The organism is Burkholderia sp. HMSC10F09, from assembly GCF_001806955.1.
GTDB classification, from domain to species: domain Bacteria; phylum Pseudomonadota; class Gammaproteobacteria; order Burkholderiales; family Burkholderiaceae; genus Burkholderia; species Burkholderia multivorans.
Map to the genome: position 1 here is coordinate 25,618 of NZ_KV786687.1, position 15,161 is coordinate 40,778.

Consider the following 15,161-nt stretch of genomic DNA (forward strand, 5'->3'; position numbering starts at 1 on the left):
GGCCAAGCAAGGCCAAGCAAGGCCAAGCAAAGCCAAGCAAGAGCCAAGCAAAGGCCAAGCAAAGGGCCAAGCAAGGGCCAAGCAAGGGCCAGCGGAAGCCAAGCAGAAGCCAACCGGTGCCGATGTGGTGGCAATGCGGTTGCGATGCAGCTGGCCAGATGCCGCGCGATGCTGGCCGTCGCGATCCTCTGACCCGCGCGGGGCCGTCGTGCCGTCGCACGCGTCGGCTTGCATCGGCCACGTCGACGGCAAAGCGCATGACTGTCGATCGCGCAATCCTCAACGTGTAGCGGCCTGTTGCGCGGCCGACGTCCTGCACGTTGACGCCGTGCGGCCGATCACACCGCCTGCGCGAACCGCCCCGGCGTAATGCCGAACTGTCGCCCGAATGCGCGCGTCAGATGGCTCTGGTCCGCAAAGCCGGCCTCGGCCGCCGCCTCCGCGATCGGGCGGCCGCTCGCGAGCAGCGCACGGGCGAGCCGCGTGCGCGACTGAAGCAGATAGGCATGCGGCGTAATGCCGAGTTCGCGCGCGAAACCGCGCAGGAGCTGAAAGCGGCTGACGCCGCTGAGCGTCGCGAGTTCGGCGAGCGACACGGGCTCAGCAGGCGCCGCGTCGAGCCGCTCGCGCGCCGCTCGCACGGCCGGCGCGACGCCGGCGCTCGGCAGCGTGCGGTTCGCATGACGCGCCAGCAGATGTGCGACGACCGTCACGATCGCTTCGTCGCGAGCCAGCGGCGCGTCGGCGGATTCGACGATACGTGCATGCAGCTGCACCACCGCCGCGGCGAGCCGCGCGTCGCGCACCGCCGGATGCGCGAGTTCGATGCCGCCGAGCCCTTCCTCCGCCGCGATGCCGGCAACCAGCGACGGCGCGAGATACAGCATTCGCCAGCGCCGCGCCGCTCGCGTGCCGATCGGCATGCCGTCGTGCATCTCGCCCGGATTCACCATGATCGCGTCGCCGGCGCGCGCGTCGACTTGCCCGCGGCCGCTCCAGGACCGGTGCGCGCCGCTGACGATCACGCCGACGCCGAACTCGTCGTGTGCATGGCGCGGGAACGTGCGGTCGGACTCGAGGCTGATCGCTTCGATTCCGTCGCAGCTTCGCCGGTAATGGGTGACACGATGCATGGGTACTCCTCGCGCCGGCCGCGGCGCAGATGTCGTGCACTTTAGCGCGTTCCGGCGCCGCGCGCGCTTCATCCGTTTGGCCGATACCGCACGGCGTGCACAGCCGGCACGATGTGCGTGAGCAGCGTAGACGGCCCGCCGGGTCTGAAGCTGCATGGGAGACGGCAGATGGAACGACAGGATCCGGTATTCATTCAGGTCGGCGCGCTCGCCGACGGTTTTGCGCCCGAGGCCAACATTCTCGCGCCGGTCGACACGCTGGCCGGGCGCACGCTGACGCTCGACACGGCCGACGGCGAATCGCGTGTCTATGCGTTCGAGCCGGGTGTCGTGCGCTGGCGCGATGCGGCGAGCGGCGACGGCGGCTTCGAGCCCTGCCGCGTGACGCGGCTGCGCGACGGGCTGCTGTTCGTCGACTACGTCGATTCGCGCGCCCGCGCAACGTCGATCAGCCTCGTGATCGATCTCGACCGCGGCGTGTGGACGTCGGTCGTCGGCACCTTGCCGACCGAGGCCGACACGCGCGTCGACGCCTTCACGCGCGTCATGCTCGGCCGACCGCTGACCGGCGTCGACGTCGCGTTCCGGCACGGCACGATAGCGGGCCACGCGCAGCCCGGGCCGCTGCATGCGCCGACGCGCGAGCTGATCGGTAAGCGCACGATGTATCGCTACAGTCCTACCGAATGCTACGAGCACATCTATCTGAACGAGCACTTCTATGCGTGGCAGTGCCTGCAGGGCGTCGAAAGCGGGCTCGCCGACGTCGACCGCTGCCATTACTTCCGGATCGCCGAGGCGCTCTATCTGTTCGTGTGGCGCGAGAAAGTGGTGCCGACGCTCGGCGTCGTGCTGATCGATCTCGCGCAGCACAAGACCGACGGCAAGATCTTCGGCTACGCGCAAGACGACTTCGGCACGCTGTCGAACTTCCCCGTCGGTGCGCATGCGCAGGTGCTGAACGAAACCGTGCATCCGCTCGACGGTGTGCAGCGATGACGGCCGCGCTCGGTAGCGGCCGCGTGCGCGCCGACTTCACCGGCCGCGTCGTGCTCGTGACGGGCGCGGCGCACGGCATCGGCGCCGCGATCGCGCGACGCTTCGCGGAATCCGACGCGTTCGTCGCGCTCGCGGATCTCGACGAAGCCGCCGCCGTCGCGCAGGTCGATGCGATCGCGCGCGCAGGCGGCGCCGCACGCGCGTACCGCGTCGATGCGGGAAACCGCGACGAGCTTTGTGCACTCGTTCGCGCGGTGGAGCGCGACGGCGGACGGCTCGACGTCGTCGTCCACAATGCCGCGTATTTTCCGCTGACGCCGTTCGTCGACATCGACGTGCAGACGCTCGAACGCACACTGTCGGTCAACCTGTCGGCACTGTTCTGGCTCGCGCAGGCGGCACTGCCCGCATTCGAACGTGCAGGAGGCGGGCGGCTGCTCGTGACGTCGTCGGTGACGGGGCCACGCGTCGCGTTTCCCGGGCTCGCGCACTACGCGGCATCGAAGGCCGGCGTGAACGGCTTCATTCGTGCGGCAGCGCTCGAGCTGGCGCGCCGCAACGTGACGGTCAACGGCGTCGAGCCGGGGATGATCCGCACGTCGGCCGCGGGCAATCTCGGCGATGCATCGGTTGCGGCGCGCATCGCGCGCGACATTCCGCTCGCGAGAATGGGCGAGCCGGACGATATTGCGAACACGATGCTTTATCTCGCGTCGGCCGATGCCGCGTACGTTACCGGGCAGACGATCGTCGTCGACGGCGGTGCGACGCTGCCGGAAAGCGGCGCCGTACTCGATGCGACATAGCGCCAGGGCGCGTTTCGCCGCGCGACGCGCGGCGAGGGTTCGGGTGCGGTGCGGACAGGTCGACGCGGGCGCCGTGTCGAAGCCCGAGCGACGAGGACCGTCCTGATTTTCGGTCAGTGCATGGCCGTGTGCGCGACGACGCGCGATTCGCGTCGAACGCACTGCCGTGCCGGCAACGCCGTTATGCGGCAGCCCGGATGGGCCGCGATCGGTGCGCATTCGGCGATTCAGTGCATCGGCGGGTTGACGGCGAGCGCGCGTTTCGCGATGCTCCGGTCCGGTTCGCATCTCGGCAACGCGTGCAAGAGCCGCGCGTGCGTCGTGCGGCGCACGCAGCGCGCGAGTCGCGGTACGCTATCCGCAGGTCGGCAGGTCGGCAGGTCGGCAGGTCGGCAAGTCACAGCGCGGCAGGTCGACAGCTCGGCGAGTTGGCGGTCGCAGATCGGCACGTCGGCAGATAGACAGCTCGGCAGCTCCGCGGGTTGGCGGTTCGACAGGTCGGTAGTTCGGCACACCGGCCGTGCGCCGTGACGGCGTCGGCCGCCGAGGTCACATCCAGCGTGACCCGTCCGTCGTCCTACGCCGCCCCCCGCGCACCGCATACGCGCGCCGCACGCGAACCCGATCAATCACGGAGAGCAATTCGATGGAGCAACACATCAACGGAAAAGTCGTCGCGATTACCGGCGGCTTCGGCCATCTCGGCGTCGCGACGGCGGCATGGCTCGGCGCACGAGGCGCCCGCGTCGCGCTGATCGGCCGCGGCGCCGCGCCCGACGCGAACGCGCTGCCCGACGTGCCGGCCACCGCGCTGCGGCTCGGCGGCATCGATCTCGTCGATCCGCAGGCCGCCGTGCGCGCGCTCGACGCCGTGCATCGCCAGTTCGGCGGGGTCGACGCGCTGCTCAACATCGCGGGCGCATTCGTGTGGCAAACGATCGCGGACGGCGATGTCGACACCTGGGACCGCATGTACGCGCTGAACGTGAAAACGGCGCTGAATGCGTCGAAGGCCGCGCTGCCGTATCTGCTGCAGAGCGCCGCCGGCCGCATCGTCAATATCGGCGCGGGCGCGGCATCGAAGGCGGGCACCGGCATGGGCGCCTATGCCGCCGCGAAGGCCGGCGTCGCCCGGTTCACCGAGGCGCTGGCGGCCGAGCTGCTCGATCGCGGCATCACGGTGAACGCGGTCCTGCCGAGCATCATCGACACGCCGTCGAATCGCAGCGACATGCCCGACGCCGATTTCACGCGCTGGGTGCAACCGCAGCAGATCGCGGCGACGATCGGATTTCTGCTGTCGCCGGAAGCGCAGGCGATCTCGGGCGCCTCGATTCCGGTCGGCGGGCGCGTCCTGTAACGATTGCGCGCTCGGCGGCACGCCGGTGCGCGCCGCCTGCGCGGCACCTCATTCCTGGATCAGGAAGCGATCGCGATTCTTCACGTCCTTGATCCAGCCCGGTGCGCGGCCGCGCCCGGTCCATGTTTCTCCCGTCTTCGGGTTGCGGTACTTCGGCGCGGACGGCGTGGCGGCCTTGGTTCTGCCGGCGCGCTGCCGTCCGAAAATCTGCTCCGACGTAATGCCGTACTCGGCGACCTTTTCGCGGATCTCCGCGATCACGGCTTCCATTTCTGCAATGCGCGCGGCTTCCGCTTCTTTTTGCAATTTTGCAAGCTGCTCCTTCAGGTCCCTGTAATTTTTCGTCGGCATAGAGTCATCTCCATTGTTGTCGGCCGCGTCGATTCGCGGCGCGCAAATTATGCCATCCATTGAGGTCGCCAGAATCGATGAATTCCCGTGTCGGCTCGCCTGCGAGCATCAATTGCATGCGACGCGAGATGTCTGCATAAACCGTGCAAGGTTTGCGAGCCAGCGGAAAAGCCCGCATCTTCTGCAAAAAGGCCGTGAACCGGGGCTGAGGCAAGGAAAATCGTTGCGCACGCATTTGCAAGCGCATATCGATTTTTTGTATGGATTACAACGCGCTCGATTGCCTGCGGCGGCTATTCGCCAATGCGGATTTTTAACGTCGTTGCGCGAAGTATCGCAATAAGCCGGCATAGGCGGCCAATTCGCCAGAGACGCGGGCGGTACGCGTCGGACGTGAATGGTCGCCAATAAATCGGAAGATTTTTCCAGTGCGAAGTCATTGAGGATGCGGGAACAGCGCGATGCACGGCAATCGCGCCGACGGCAATCGACGCAAACGGCGCCGCGCGTCGCTCGCCACGCGCTTATACTTGTCTTTTCCCGCCATTCGAGTCGCACCTTGTCAAACGCTGTCTCTCCGGATTCGTCGACCGACGATCCGCGTCCCACGCCGCCGCGCCAGCCCGAACTCGAAGAGTGCTGCAACAGCGGTTGTTCGCCGTGCATCTTCGACCTGTACTACGAGGCGATGGACGAATATCGCGCCGCGCTCGCCGCATGGGAAGCACGGCACGCGAAACCCGAATCGCATCGTTGACGCATCGGCCGCGCCAGTCGCGCACCTACGCGGCCGCGGCATGCAGCCGTCGGTGGATTGGCCCGAGCGCTGCCGACAGCACGACGCACACGGCGAGGATCGCGCTCAGCGCAAACATCGACGTGCGGAACCCGCGCACGTAGTCGAGCGGGCCCGGCGTCGCGCCGAGCTGTGCGAAGAACATGCCGCCGAGCGTCGCGGCGCCGACGGCCGCACCGATCTGCAGTGCCGCCGTGACCATCCCGGAGGCGACACCCGCGCGCGACGCATCGACTTCGGCGAGCACGATCCGCACGACGGACGGCAGCACGAGGCCCTGTCCGATGCCGATCGCGGCGATGCCCGCATAGAAGCCGATTCCGGGCGCGCCGCTGCCGGCCAGCGCGGCCGCTGCGGCGACGCCTGCCGTCAGCATCGCGAAACCGAGCGTGAGCACGCGATAGCCGCCGAAGCGTCCGACGAGCCGCGGCATCAGCAGCGGGCTCGACAGAAAGCCGATGCCGAGCGGCAGGATCGCCGCGCCGGACGCGAGCGGCGACCAATGCAGGCATCCCTGCAGGTAGATGCCGTAGCTGAGGAAGAACGCGCTCAGCATGTAGAACAGGAACGCTAACGCGAGACCGAGTGCGACGACGGGATGCCGGAACAGCCGCAGGTCGAGCAGCGGATCGCGGCCGGCGGCGAGTTGCCGCGCTTCGACGGCGAGCAGCGCCGCGAGCACCGGTAGCGCGCCGATCGCGCACGCGACCATCCACATGGGCCAGCCGGCGTCGCGCCCGTGCGTGAGCGGGTACACGAGCATCAGCAGGAACAGCGACAGCAGCACGGTGCCCGGCACGTCGATGCGCTGGCCGCGCGGCGGCCGGTTTTCCGGGATGAAACGCCAGCTGCCGAGCAGCGCGAGTACGCCGATCGGCAGATTGACGAGGAAGATCGCGCGCCAGCCGAGCCCGAACGGGTGCAGGTCGATCAGCGCGCCGCCGCCGAGCTGGCCGATCACCGCCGCGAGCCCGAACACGAAGCCGTAGAAGCCCATCACGCGCACCTGCTCCTGCGGCGTGAACACGCTGCGGATCGTCGCGAGCACCTGCGGCGCGAGGATCGCCGCGAACAGACCCTGCAGCACGCGACCGCCGACCAGCACGACGCCGCTGTCGGCGAGCCCGCACAGCGTCGAGGCGACGACGAAGCCGGCCATGCCGAGCATGAACATCCGCTTGCGGCCGTACAGGTCGCCGAGACGGCCGCCGGTGATCTGCGCGACCGCGTTCGCGCAGGCGTACGCCGACACGACGAGCTGCAGCTCGGCCGGCCGCGCGCCGATGCCGTCGCGGATCGCCGGCAGCGCGAGGTTGACGATGAAGTAGTCGAGCGGCGGCAGGATCGCGCCGACCAGCAGTACCACGAGCGCCCAGCCGTGGCGATTGTGCGGCGTGGCCGCCGGGGCGGCGGCGGGCGCGCAGCGGGCAAGAAGGTTGTCCGTCATTGAAGCAGTCCAGAGAAAAAAGGCCGCAAGCGGCCGTCGAGCGGACATTGTGCGCATCGTCGATGAATCGGAAAAGCGGGAAATGGTGGTAGCATCCATCGTGTTATCCGATGGATGGAGGGTTCGATGCGTGGTTTCGATCTGGACCAGCTGCGCACGTTCGCGGCCGTCGCGGACGCCGGCAGCCTGACGGCCGCCGCGCCGCTGCTGCATCTGTCGCAGTCGACGGTCAGCGAGCAGGTGCGCAAGCTCGAGTCGCGGGCAGGCGTGCCGCTGTTCGTGCGCAGCAAGCGCGGCGTCGAGCCGACCCCGGCCGGTGCGCGGCTGCTGCATCACGCGCGGCGCATCGTGGCGCTGAACGAGGCGGCATTCGACGAGTTGCGCGGCCAGGCGATCAAGGGCGAGCTGCGCGTCGCGATTACCGATTACTACCGCACGCACGAAGTCGCGGGCATGCTCGCGCGGCTGCGCGAGTGCTATCCGCAGCTGAGCCTGCACGTGAGCGCGATGAAGAGCGCCGACATCGAGGCCGCGTATGCAAAAGGGCAGATCGATCTCGGTGTTGTGATGCACCTGTCGAGCGGACCGTTTCGGCCCGCGTCGGCCGATACACGCTGGGTGTTGCGGCGCGAGCCGCTGTCGTGGGTGACGTCGCCGGCACTCGCCGAGCAGTTGCCCGAACCGTTGCCGCTCGTACTGCTGCCGGACGACTGCATGATGCATCAGATCGCGGTGCGCTCGCTCGACGAGCAGCGCATCCCGTACGAGCTCGTGCATAGCGCATCCGGCGTCGCGGGGCTGCAGTCGATGCTTGCGGCGGGGCTCGGCGTCGGCTGCCTGTGCGCGTCGGCGATCGGCGACGGGCTGATGCGGCTCGGCGGCGCGAAGTACCGGCTGCCCGCGCTGCCCGACGCGGTGTTCTCGCTGACGCCGCCGATGCCGGGCGAGCGCGAAACGGTCACGCAGGCGCGCGAGGTGCTGTCGCGGCAGCTGCTGGTGTGACGTCGTGGCGCGCGGTGCGTCCGCTGGGCATTCGCGGCCGGCGCGAAAACGCACGAACGGCGAGCGCGCAAAGCGGTAGCGCCGCGGTTGCAGCAGGCACCGGAACGCTGCGGGCGCGGTGCACGCTCGCCGATTCATTGACTGCGCGTTACGCAGTCACGAGCTACGGTCGGATCGTCGAGACGCGGCCACCTCTCGAGCAAGCCGCCTGAGTCGGCGCCGTCATGCTGCCGATTAGTCCGAGCGACGTCGCGGCTGTCGGCCAACCCAACGGGGCTCGAACCTGCCGCCCGACCGGCAAGACAACGCGACGGCGCGTAGCGTAAGGCACTGATCGATCGGATGGAAACGGCGGAACGTCGGGTTGAGCTTTGACGACTCTTCCGAAGAATCCGTACCGCCGCGCCGCGCCGCGTTCGCCGGCGCGCAAGCTCGCCGAACGCACGGCGAACACACCGCCTACTCGCCCGTCCCTTCGGCATACGCGCGCAGCCCGTTCGCGAGCGCGTCGAACACCGCCCGGCAGCGCGGGCTCGCGCGCAAATCTTCATGCATGACGACCCACGTTTCGAGCTTCACCGCCGGGCCGTCCGGCAGCACGCGCACGAGCCGCGCGTCGCGTTGCGCGAGCCGGCTCTGGCAGAAGCCGATTCCGTAGCCGGCCCGGATCATCGCGAGCTGCGCGAGATTGCTGTCGGTGCGCAGCGCGAACGCTTCGCGCGTCCACGACGGCAGCCCGCGGCCGGCCGAGCGGACGAACGGCGTGACCGTATCGAACCCGATCAGCGCGTGATGTGCGAGTGCGTCGAGCGTCGACGGCGCGCCGTAGCGCGCCAGGTAGTCGTCGCGCGCGTACAGCGCGACTTCGAGTTCGCCGATGCGCCGTGCCACCAGCGCGTCCTGCGACGGCGATGCCATCCGCACCGCGATGTCGGCTTCGCGGTTCAGCACGTCCTGGATGCGGTCGGTCGGGACAAGCTCGATCACGAGCCCCGGATGCTCGCGCCGCAACTGCGCGAGCATCGGCGGCAGCACCTCGACCGCGATCACGTCGCTCGCGGAGATCCGTACCGTACCGCGCACGCCCGCACCATGGCTCGCCGCCGCGCGCTCGAATGCGGCGGCCGCGCTGCGCAGCGCCTCCGCATGACCGCGCAGCGCAAGCGCCGCGTCGGTCGGCAGTAGCCCGGAAGGCGAGCGCGTGAACAGCGTTTGGCCGAACGCGGCTTCGAGCGCCGCGATATGGCGGCCGGCGGTCGGTTGCGTGATGCCGAGCGCACGCGCGGCAGCGGATAGCGAGCCTTCCGTCAACACGGCAAGGAAGGTGCGATAGCGTTCCCAGTTCAGATCGGCGGTCATGCATAAATGTATAGCCGATAGACGATGTTGAGCAATTCCTTGCTATCCCGGCGCGGGCCAGAATGCAAGCCGTCACGATCGAGGAGAACGGCAATGGCGGCAAATGCAGGTACGGCATGCGGACAGGCACTCGTGCTCGGCGCGAGCGGAGGAATCGGCGGCGAGGTCGCGCGGCAGTTGCGCGACGCCGGCTGGCAGGTGCGCGCGCTCAAGCGCGGCCTCGAGTCGGAGGCGGTGGAGCGCGACGGTATCGCTTGGATCCGCGGCGACGCGCTCGATCGCGACGCGGTGGTACGCGCCGCGCGCGGCTGCAGCGTGATCGTCCATGCGGTGAATCCGCCCGGTTACCGGAACTGGGCGGAACAGGTGCTGCCGATGATCGACAACACGATCGCGGCGGCGACGGCGGCGCGCGCGACGGTCGTATTGCCGGGCACGATCTACAACTTCGGGCCCGACGCGTTTCCGCTGTTGCGCGAGGACGCGCCGCAGCGGCCCGTCACGCGCAAGGGCGCGATCCGCGTCGAGCTGGAGCGGCGGCTGGCGGCCGCGAGCGCGCGCGGCGTGCGGACGATCGTCGTGCGGGCCGCCGATTTCTTCGGCGCGCATGCGGGCAACAACTGGTTCGGCCAGGCGCTCGTGAAGGCCGGGCGGCCGGTGACGGCGATTCGCGTGCCGAACCGCCCCGGTGTCGGCCATCAATGGTCGTACGTACCGGACGTGGCGCGTGCGATGGTGGAGCTGATCGAACGACGCGACACGCTGGAGCCGTTCGCGCGTTTTCATCTCGGCGGCCATTGGGACGCCGATGGCACGCAGCTCGCGCAGGCCGTGCGCCGCGTTGCGCAGCGGCACGGGATGCGGCCGGCGGTGCGGCGCTTCCCGTGGTGGCTCGTGTGGGCGGGCGCGCCGTTCGTCACGATGCTGCGCGAAATGCTCGAGATGCGCTATCTGTGGCGCGAACCGCTGCGAATGGACAACGCGCGGATCAAGGCGGTGCTGGGACGCGAGCCGTTGACGCCGCTCGACACGGCGGTGGAAGCGGCGCTGACCGAGCTAGGTTGTCTGCACACGCACGACGCGCGACAACCGCGGAACGCGTAGCGCAAGCCGGCGTCGGACCAATCAGCTTCACGGCCGCCGGCCGCCGTCACGCGACGACCGGCAGCACGTCGACCGCATAGCGGTGCCGCAGGCTGCGCCCGAGCACCGGATCGTGCAGCTCCATCTCGAACGCGTCGCCGTCGCTCATCGCGGCGATCGCGCCATGCACCGCGACCGTGCCGCCGAACATCGCGCAGCGCGCGGGCATCGTGCCGCGATCGTCGAAACGCTGCCAGAGCGTGTCCGGCGCGAGCAGTCCGCTCGTCGCGCCGTGTTGGTACGCGATACGCTCGCCGTCACGCGAAACGAGCCAGGCGCGCATCTCGATGGCATCCCAGTGCGCGGCGACGTCCGCGTAGCGCCACGCGTCGCGGCCGAGCGGCTTCGCGCAGACCTGCTTCGACACGGCCACGCCGTAGGCTTCGACTTCGCGATCGGTGTGATCGGAGCCGACGGTGACGAGCGTGCCGGCCGCGCTGTCGATCAGCACGCATTCGATTTCGCCGCCCGAGCGCGTGCCGAGCACGCCGATCGACGCGGCCTGCGTGAGCAGCGCGGGCGCGACGCGATAGAAGCACGGCGTCGCGGACGGCGGCGCGACGCCGAGCGCCGCGAGTTCGTCGATATGCGCGCGAATCGCGCGTGCGTCGCGGCCGGCCCAGCCGGCGATCACGACGCGTTCGATCTCGACGTCGACGGTAGTCGGTGGCTGGTGTACGGGAATCACGTTGAACGACAGGACTTGCATGGGCAGGTATCCGGATGAAACGCGAGAGAACGGCACGCGGCCGCGGTCAATCGGCGAGCGGCCGGTGCGCGGTTTCGCGCGCGACGACGAGCGCGACGGCCGTCACCGCGAGCGCGGCCGACACATACAGCGATACGGCGGTCGTCGTGCCGGTCTGCCGGAACAGCGCGGCGATCACGAGCGGAGCAAAGCCGCCGCCGACGATGCCGGCCAGCGTGTACGCGAGCGACGAGCCCGCGTAGCGCACGCGCGTCGGAAACTGTTCGGTGACGAACGCGCCTTGCGGCCCGTACATCACCGCATGGATCACGAGACCGATCGCGACGGCCGCGACGATCGCGACCGGCCGTGCCGAATCGAGCAGCGCGAAGAACGCGAACGCCCATACGATCCCGGCGAACGCGCCGGCCAGATAGACGGGGCGGCGGCCGAAGCGGTCCGACAGCGCGCCGAAGCACGGCACCGCGATCGCGTTGCACGCGGTACCGATCATCACTGCGGTCAGCGCGAGCGGCCGCGACAGATGCAGCACGGCGGTCACGTAGGTCAGCGTGAACACGACGATCAGCGCGTACAGCACGTCGGAGCCGATCCGCGCGCCGCCGGCGACGAGCAGCCGGCGCCAGTGACACTTCAGCACCTCGGCGACCGGCACGTCGGCCGTCGCGTGCGACTCGGCGAGCTGCTCGAACTGCGGCGTTTCGTCGACGCCGCGCCGCACCCAGAAACCGAACGCGACGAGCAGAGCGCTGGCCGCGAACGGCAGCCGCCAGCCCCATGCGAGAAAGCCGTCCGGCGTCGTCGACAGCGTGACGAGCGCGATGCAGCCGGTGCCGAGCAGCGTGCCGAAGGACGGCCCGACCTGGGTCCACGACGCCGACAGCCCGCGCCGCCTCTGATCGCCGTGCTCGACCGACAGCAGTACGGCGCCGGCCCATTCGCCGCCGAGCGCGACACCCTGCACGAAGCGCAGCGCGACGAGCAGGATCGGGCTCAGGATGCCGGCCGTCGCATAGGTCGGCAGCGCGCCCATCAGCGCGGTCGTCACGCCCATCAGCACGAGCGTGAGCATCAGCACCGCGCGGCGGCCGATCCGGTCGCCGAGGTTGCCGAACACGAAGCCGCCGAGCGGACGCGACACGTAGCCGACGGCGTAGGTCGAGAACGCGAGGATCGTGCCGGCGAGCGGATCGACGGACGGAAAGAACAGCCGATTGAAGACGAGCGCGGCGAGCGTGTTGTAGATCGTGAAGTCGTACCACTCGAGCGACGTGCCGATCATGCTCGCGGTCGCGAGTCGGCTGTTGCGGGCGCGGTGCGGTGCGTGGACGGCGGGTTGGGCGAGCGTGCTCATGGTGTCGGGCATGTCGTGACGAACTCGGGGCGGGCGTACGGGAACCGGCGACGTGCGCCGGCACTTCGGTGCTCAGGCGGGCAGTGCGGCGGCCGCTTGCGGTGCAGGCTCGCCGCGCGCGGCGGGCAAGGGTGCAGCCGCGCGCCACAGCAGCTCGAACGTGCGCACCTCGTCGTGGCCGGCGAGCGCCACCGCGACGCGGCGCGCAGCCGCTGCGTCGCTGCCTTCGATCAGCACGAGCGCATCGGCGGCCGGCCGTGCGGCGGCATCCGCGCCGATCGGTGCCGACAGCTCGGGCGTCGTGCGGAACAGCCGCGCGGCATGCACGCCCGGCTCGCGCAGTGCGACATCGAAGCGCGCGCTCAGTTGCGCCACGTCGATGCGCTCGGGCGGCAGTACGAACAGCGCGAGATGCGCGCCTTCGCCGTCGCCGGCCTCGATGGTCAGCTCGCCGACGCGTCGTTGCGTGCCCGTCATCCGTTCGAAGTTGGCGAGCGACCACGCGGTCTGCTGCGCGAACGCGCGGCGATATGCGTCGCCGCGGAACACGTCGAGCGTGTCGGTCACATAGAGCGCGAGGTATTTGCGCGGGCCGCGATCGGTCGCGCGAAAGCGCCGCGCATGCGTGAAGCCGGGAATCGCGACGCGTTCCTGCATGTGCTCGCGGTCGTACCACGCATTGAAGTCCGCTTCATGTGCGGGATCGATGTCCGTCCAGACGCAGAGCTGGCCGTGTGGAAGGGAAGGGCGGGTCATCGCGGAGATCCTCGTGACGGATGAGTCGGAACCCGCAGTGTCCCGAACGCGCGCCGGGCGCGTCCAACAAGAAAACAAATTCGCGGTGAACAGGTTTTCTTATGAGCGGCGCGGCCGGCGTTTCGCGGCGGCCGGCGCGCCGATCGTCGACGGTTCGGCCGCGCGTTGGGCGCGGCCAGCATCCTTTACCGCTTTGGCGCCTTTGGCCGCCTTGGCGTCTTTCCCGGTTTTCGCGCGCACGTCGGGCGCCTGCGCGCGACCTGCAGCGCCGCGTCGCATCGACGTGCCGGCGGCCGTATCGATCGGCATCGACGGCGTCGCGCGCGCGACCTCGCTCGCGAGCTCGGCGATGCGCGCGGCGAGCGGCAGCCCTTGCGTCCGATACGTCGCGACGAGCGGCAGCGCCGGAAACGCCGGTTCGACGTCGAGCAGTTCGAGCGCGCCTTCCTGCAGTTCGCGTCCGATGATCGCGGGCGGCAACGCGGCGACGCCGAAGCCGTCCGCGACGAGCCGGATCATCGCGGCGACCGACGTGATGCAGTTGATGCTCGCCGGTCGTTCGACGGCCGCGAACAGCCGCTCGATCGTCGCGTGCGGCCCCGAATGGCGCGAGAAGCTGATCACCGGAAATTCGGCGAGCTGCGCGACGTCGAGCCGTTCGCCGCCGAGCCCGAGGCGCGGGCTCGCGACCCAGCGCACCGGAAACTCGCAGAGCGGCAGGTTCGTGAAGTCGGGGCCGGGCACCGTGTCCGTCTGCAGGATCAGGTCGACGCCGTCGGTGCTGAGCAGCCGCGTCAGGTGCAGCGTCGTGTCGCTCGTGATTTCGACGTCGAGCCGCGGATAGTGCTCGCGCGCCCGCGCGATCAGCGCCGGGAACCAGCTGTGCACGATCGACTCGATCACGCCGATGCGGATCGGGCCCACGTCGCTCGCCGACGGGATCTCGCGCCGCATCTCGTGGTCGAGCCGCACGATCCGCTCGGCGTACGCGAGCATGCGGCGGCCCGCAGGCGTGAGCGTGGCCGAGCGCGTGTTGCGGTCGAACAGGCGCACGTCGAACGCTTCTTCGAGCGACGCGATGCGGCTCGACACGGCCGCCTGCGTCGTATGCAGCTTTTCGGCGGTCAGGCGGAAATTTTCGAGCTTCGCGAGCCAGACGAAGGTTTCAAGAAACCGGATGTTCATCGAGTGCCGGACGGGGAGCGGGGCCGCGCGGAGGCGGCGGAATCCGGCCGATGTTAATCGATTTGCGCCGCGTGCAGCATCGCGTGGGCCGCCCGTGCGCCGTCCGTCGTGCCGTGCACGGCGCGCGTCGCGTCACCGCGCGTCGAACGCGAGCGTCGGCACGTCCACGACGGTGGCGCCGCCGTCCGCGACCAGCGTCGCGCCCGTCACGAACGACGCGTCCGGCGACGCCAGAAATGCGCAGACCGCCGCGATCTCGTCGGGATCCGCCGCGCGCCGCAACGGCACGTCGGCGCTTACGCGCGCGTAAGCGCGCTCGAGTGTGTCGCCGTGCGCGTCCATCAGCGGCTGCATTTCCGCGTCGGCCATCGGCGTGCGAACCCAGCCCGGGCATACCGCGTTCGCGCGCACGCCGTGCGGCCCGTAGTCGCGCGCGAGCGAGCGCGCGAGGCCGAGCAGCGCATGCTTGCCGACCGTATAGCCGCATACGCCGGGGCCGGCCGCGAGCGCCGCGATCGACGCCACCAGCACGATGCTGCCGCGTTGCGCGATCAGGTCCGGCAGGCATGCGCGTGCACTGACGAATGCGGTGTCGAGGTTCGCATGCATCGCGTCGCGCCACTGCGCGTCGCCGGTTTCGTCCGCGCGGCCGAGGCCGTGCCCGCCCGCGCACGCGATCAACGCGTCGATGCGGCCGAAGCGCGCGGCGATCGCGGGCACGAAGCGTGCCCAGTCGGCCGTGCCGGCCGCGTCGCCCGCGA

At 69.7% G+C, this 15,161-nt stretch carries 15 protein-coding genes; 6 read left to right on the forward strand and 9 right to left on the reverse strand.

Annotated elements, in window-relative coordinates:
- Positions 1–338: 338 nt before the first annotated feature.
- Complete coding sequence (locus HMPREF3115_RS12865; RefSeq protein WP_070554642.1) at positions 339–1,133, reverse strand: AraC family transcriptional regulator; 795 nt, start codon at positions 1,131–1,133, stop codon at positions 339–341.
- Positions 1,134–1,301: 168 nt separating this feature from the next.
- Between HMPREF3115_RS12865 and HMPREF3115_RS12870 the strand changes: the two genes are divergently transcribed.
- The 3 genes from HMPREF3115_RS12870 (at position 1,302) to HMPREF3115_RS12885 (ending at position 4,298) form a co-directional block, all read left to right on the forward strand.
- Positions 1,302–2,132 (forward strand): MoaF C-terminal domain-containing protein, encoded by an 831-nt coding sequence (locus HMPREF3115_RS12870; RefSeq protein ID WP_070554643.1) that lies wholly within the window; start codon positions 1,302–1,304, stop codon positions 2,130–2,132.
- Complete coding sequence (locus tag HMPREF3115_RS12875; RefSeq protein WP_070554644.1) at positions 2,129–2,938, forward strand: SDR family oxidoreductase; 810 nt, start codon at positions 2,129–2,131, stop codon at positions 2,936–2,938. The genes HMPREF3115_RS12870 and HMPREF3115_RS12875 overlap by 4 nt, the downstream gene beginning before the upstream one ends.
- 646 nt (positions 2,939–3,584) lie before the next feature.
- Positions 3,585–4,298 carry an SDR family NAD(P)-dependent oxidoreductase gene (locus tag HMPREF3115_RS12885; protein WP_070554647.1) on the forward strand — a complete coding sequence of 238 codons (714 nt, stop codon included), beginning with the start codon at positions 3,585–3,587 and terminating at the stop codon, positions 4,296–4,298.
- 48 nt (positions 4,299–4,346) lie between these two features.
- On the opposite strand, the gene HMPREF3115_RS12890 is transcribed toward HMPREF3115_RS12885, so the two are convergent.
- Positions 4,347–4,649, reverse strand: coding sequence for an H-NS histone family protein (locus HMPREF3115_RS12890; RefSeq protein WP_006409555.1), 303 nt, complete (start codon positions 4,647–4,649; stop codon positions 4,347–4,349).
- Between the two features lie 559 nt (positions 4,650–5,208).
- Here HMPREF3115_RS12890 and HMPREF3115_RS12895 point away from each other — a divergent pair.
- Positions 5,209–5,406, forward strand: a complete 198-nt coding sequence (locus HMPREF3115_RS12895) for an oxidoreductase-like domain-containing protein (protein WP_006396667.1) — start codon at positions 5,209–5,211, stop codon at positions 5,404–5,406.
- Positions 5,407–5,431: 25 nt separating this feature from the next.
- Here HMPREF3115_RS12895 and HMPREF3115_RS12900 read toward each other — a convergent pair whose 3' ends face one another.
- Positions 5,432–6,892 (reverse strand): MFS transporter, encoded by a 1,461-nt coding sequence (locus HMPREF3115_RS12900; RefSeq protein WP_070554649.1) that lies wholly within the window; start codon positions 6,890–6,892, stop codon positions 5,432–5,434.
- A gap of 126 nt (positions 6,893–7,018) precedes the next feature.
- On the opposite strand from HMPREF3115_RS12900, the gene HMPREF3115_RS12905 reads away from it, so the two are divergent.
- Entirely contained in the window at positions 7,019–7,894 is an 876-nt protein-coding gene (locus tag HMPREF3115_RS12905) for a LysR family transcriptional regulator (protein ID WP_053298383.1), read from the forward strand.
- Between the two features lie 459 nt (positions 7,895–8,353).
- Here HMPREF3115_RS12905 and HMPREF3115_RS12910 read toward each other — a convergent pair whose 3' ends face one another.
- Positions 8,354–9,253 (reverse strand): LysR family transcriptional regulator, encoded by a 900-nt coding sequence (locus HMPREF3115_RS12910; protein ID WP_006403086.1) that lies wholly within the window; start codon positions 9,251–9,253, stop codon positions 8,354–8,356.
- A gap of 93 nt (positions 9,254–9,346) precedes the next feature.
- Between HMPREF3115_RS12910 and HMPREF3115_RS12915 the strand changes: the two genes are divergently transcribed.
- Entirely contained in the window at positions 9,347–10,357 is a 1,011-nt protein-coding gene (locus HMPREF3115_RS12915; protein ID WP_053298368.1) for an NAD-dependent epimerase/dehydratase family protein, read from the forward strand.
- A 46-nt stretch (positions 10,358–10,403) separates the two neighbouring features.
- Here the strand turns inward: HMPREF3115_RS12915 and HMPREF3115_RS12920 are convergent, their stop codons facing one another.
- The 5 genes from HMPREF3115_RS12920 to HMPREF3115_RS12940 all read right to left on the reverse strand — a co-directional run.
- The gene (locus tag HMPREF3115_RS12920; RefSeq protein ID WP_006403088.1) at positions 10,404–11,105 is read right to left on the reverse strand and encodes a DUF2848 domain-containing protein; all 702 of its coding nucleotides are present in this window, start codon (positions 11,103–11,105) and stop codon (positions 10,404–10,406) included.
- Positions 11,106–11,151: 46 nt separating this feature from the next.
- The gene (locus tag HMPREF3115_RS12925) at positions 11,152–12,471 is read right to left on the reverse strand and encodes an MFS transporter (protein WP_006403089.1); all 1,320 of its coding nucleotides are present in this window, start codon (positions 12,469–12,471) and stop codon (positions 11,152–11,154) included.
- Positions 12,472–12,531: 60 nt separating this feature from the next.
- Complete coding sequence (locus HMPREF3115_RS12930) at positions 12,532–13,215, reverse strand: DUF4286 family protein (protein ID WP_070554651.1); 684 nt, start codon at positions 13,213–13,215, stop codon at positions 12,532–12,534.
- A gap of 99 nt (positions 13,216–13,314) precedes the next feature.
- Entirely contained in the window at positions 13,315–14,400 is a 1,086-nt protein-coding gene (locus HMPREF3115_RS12935) for a LysR family transcriptional regulator (RefSeq protein WP_070554652.1), read from the reverse strand.
- Positions 14,401–14,532: 132 nt separating this feature from the next.
- Positions 14,533–15,161, reverse strand: a 629-nt coding sequence (locus tag HMPREF3115_RS12940) for an SDR family NAD(P)-dependent oxidoreductase (protein ID WP_070554654.1), incomplete at its 5' end; no start/stop codon positions are given.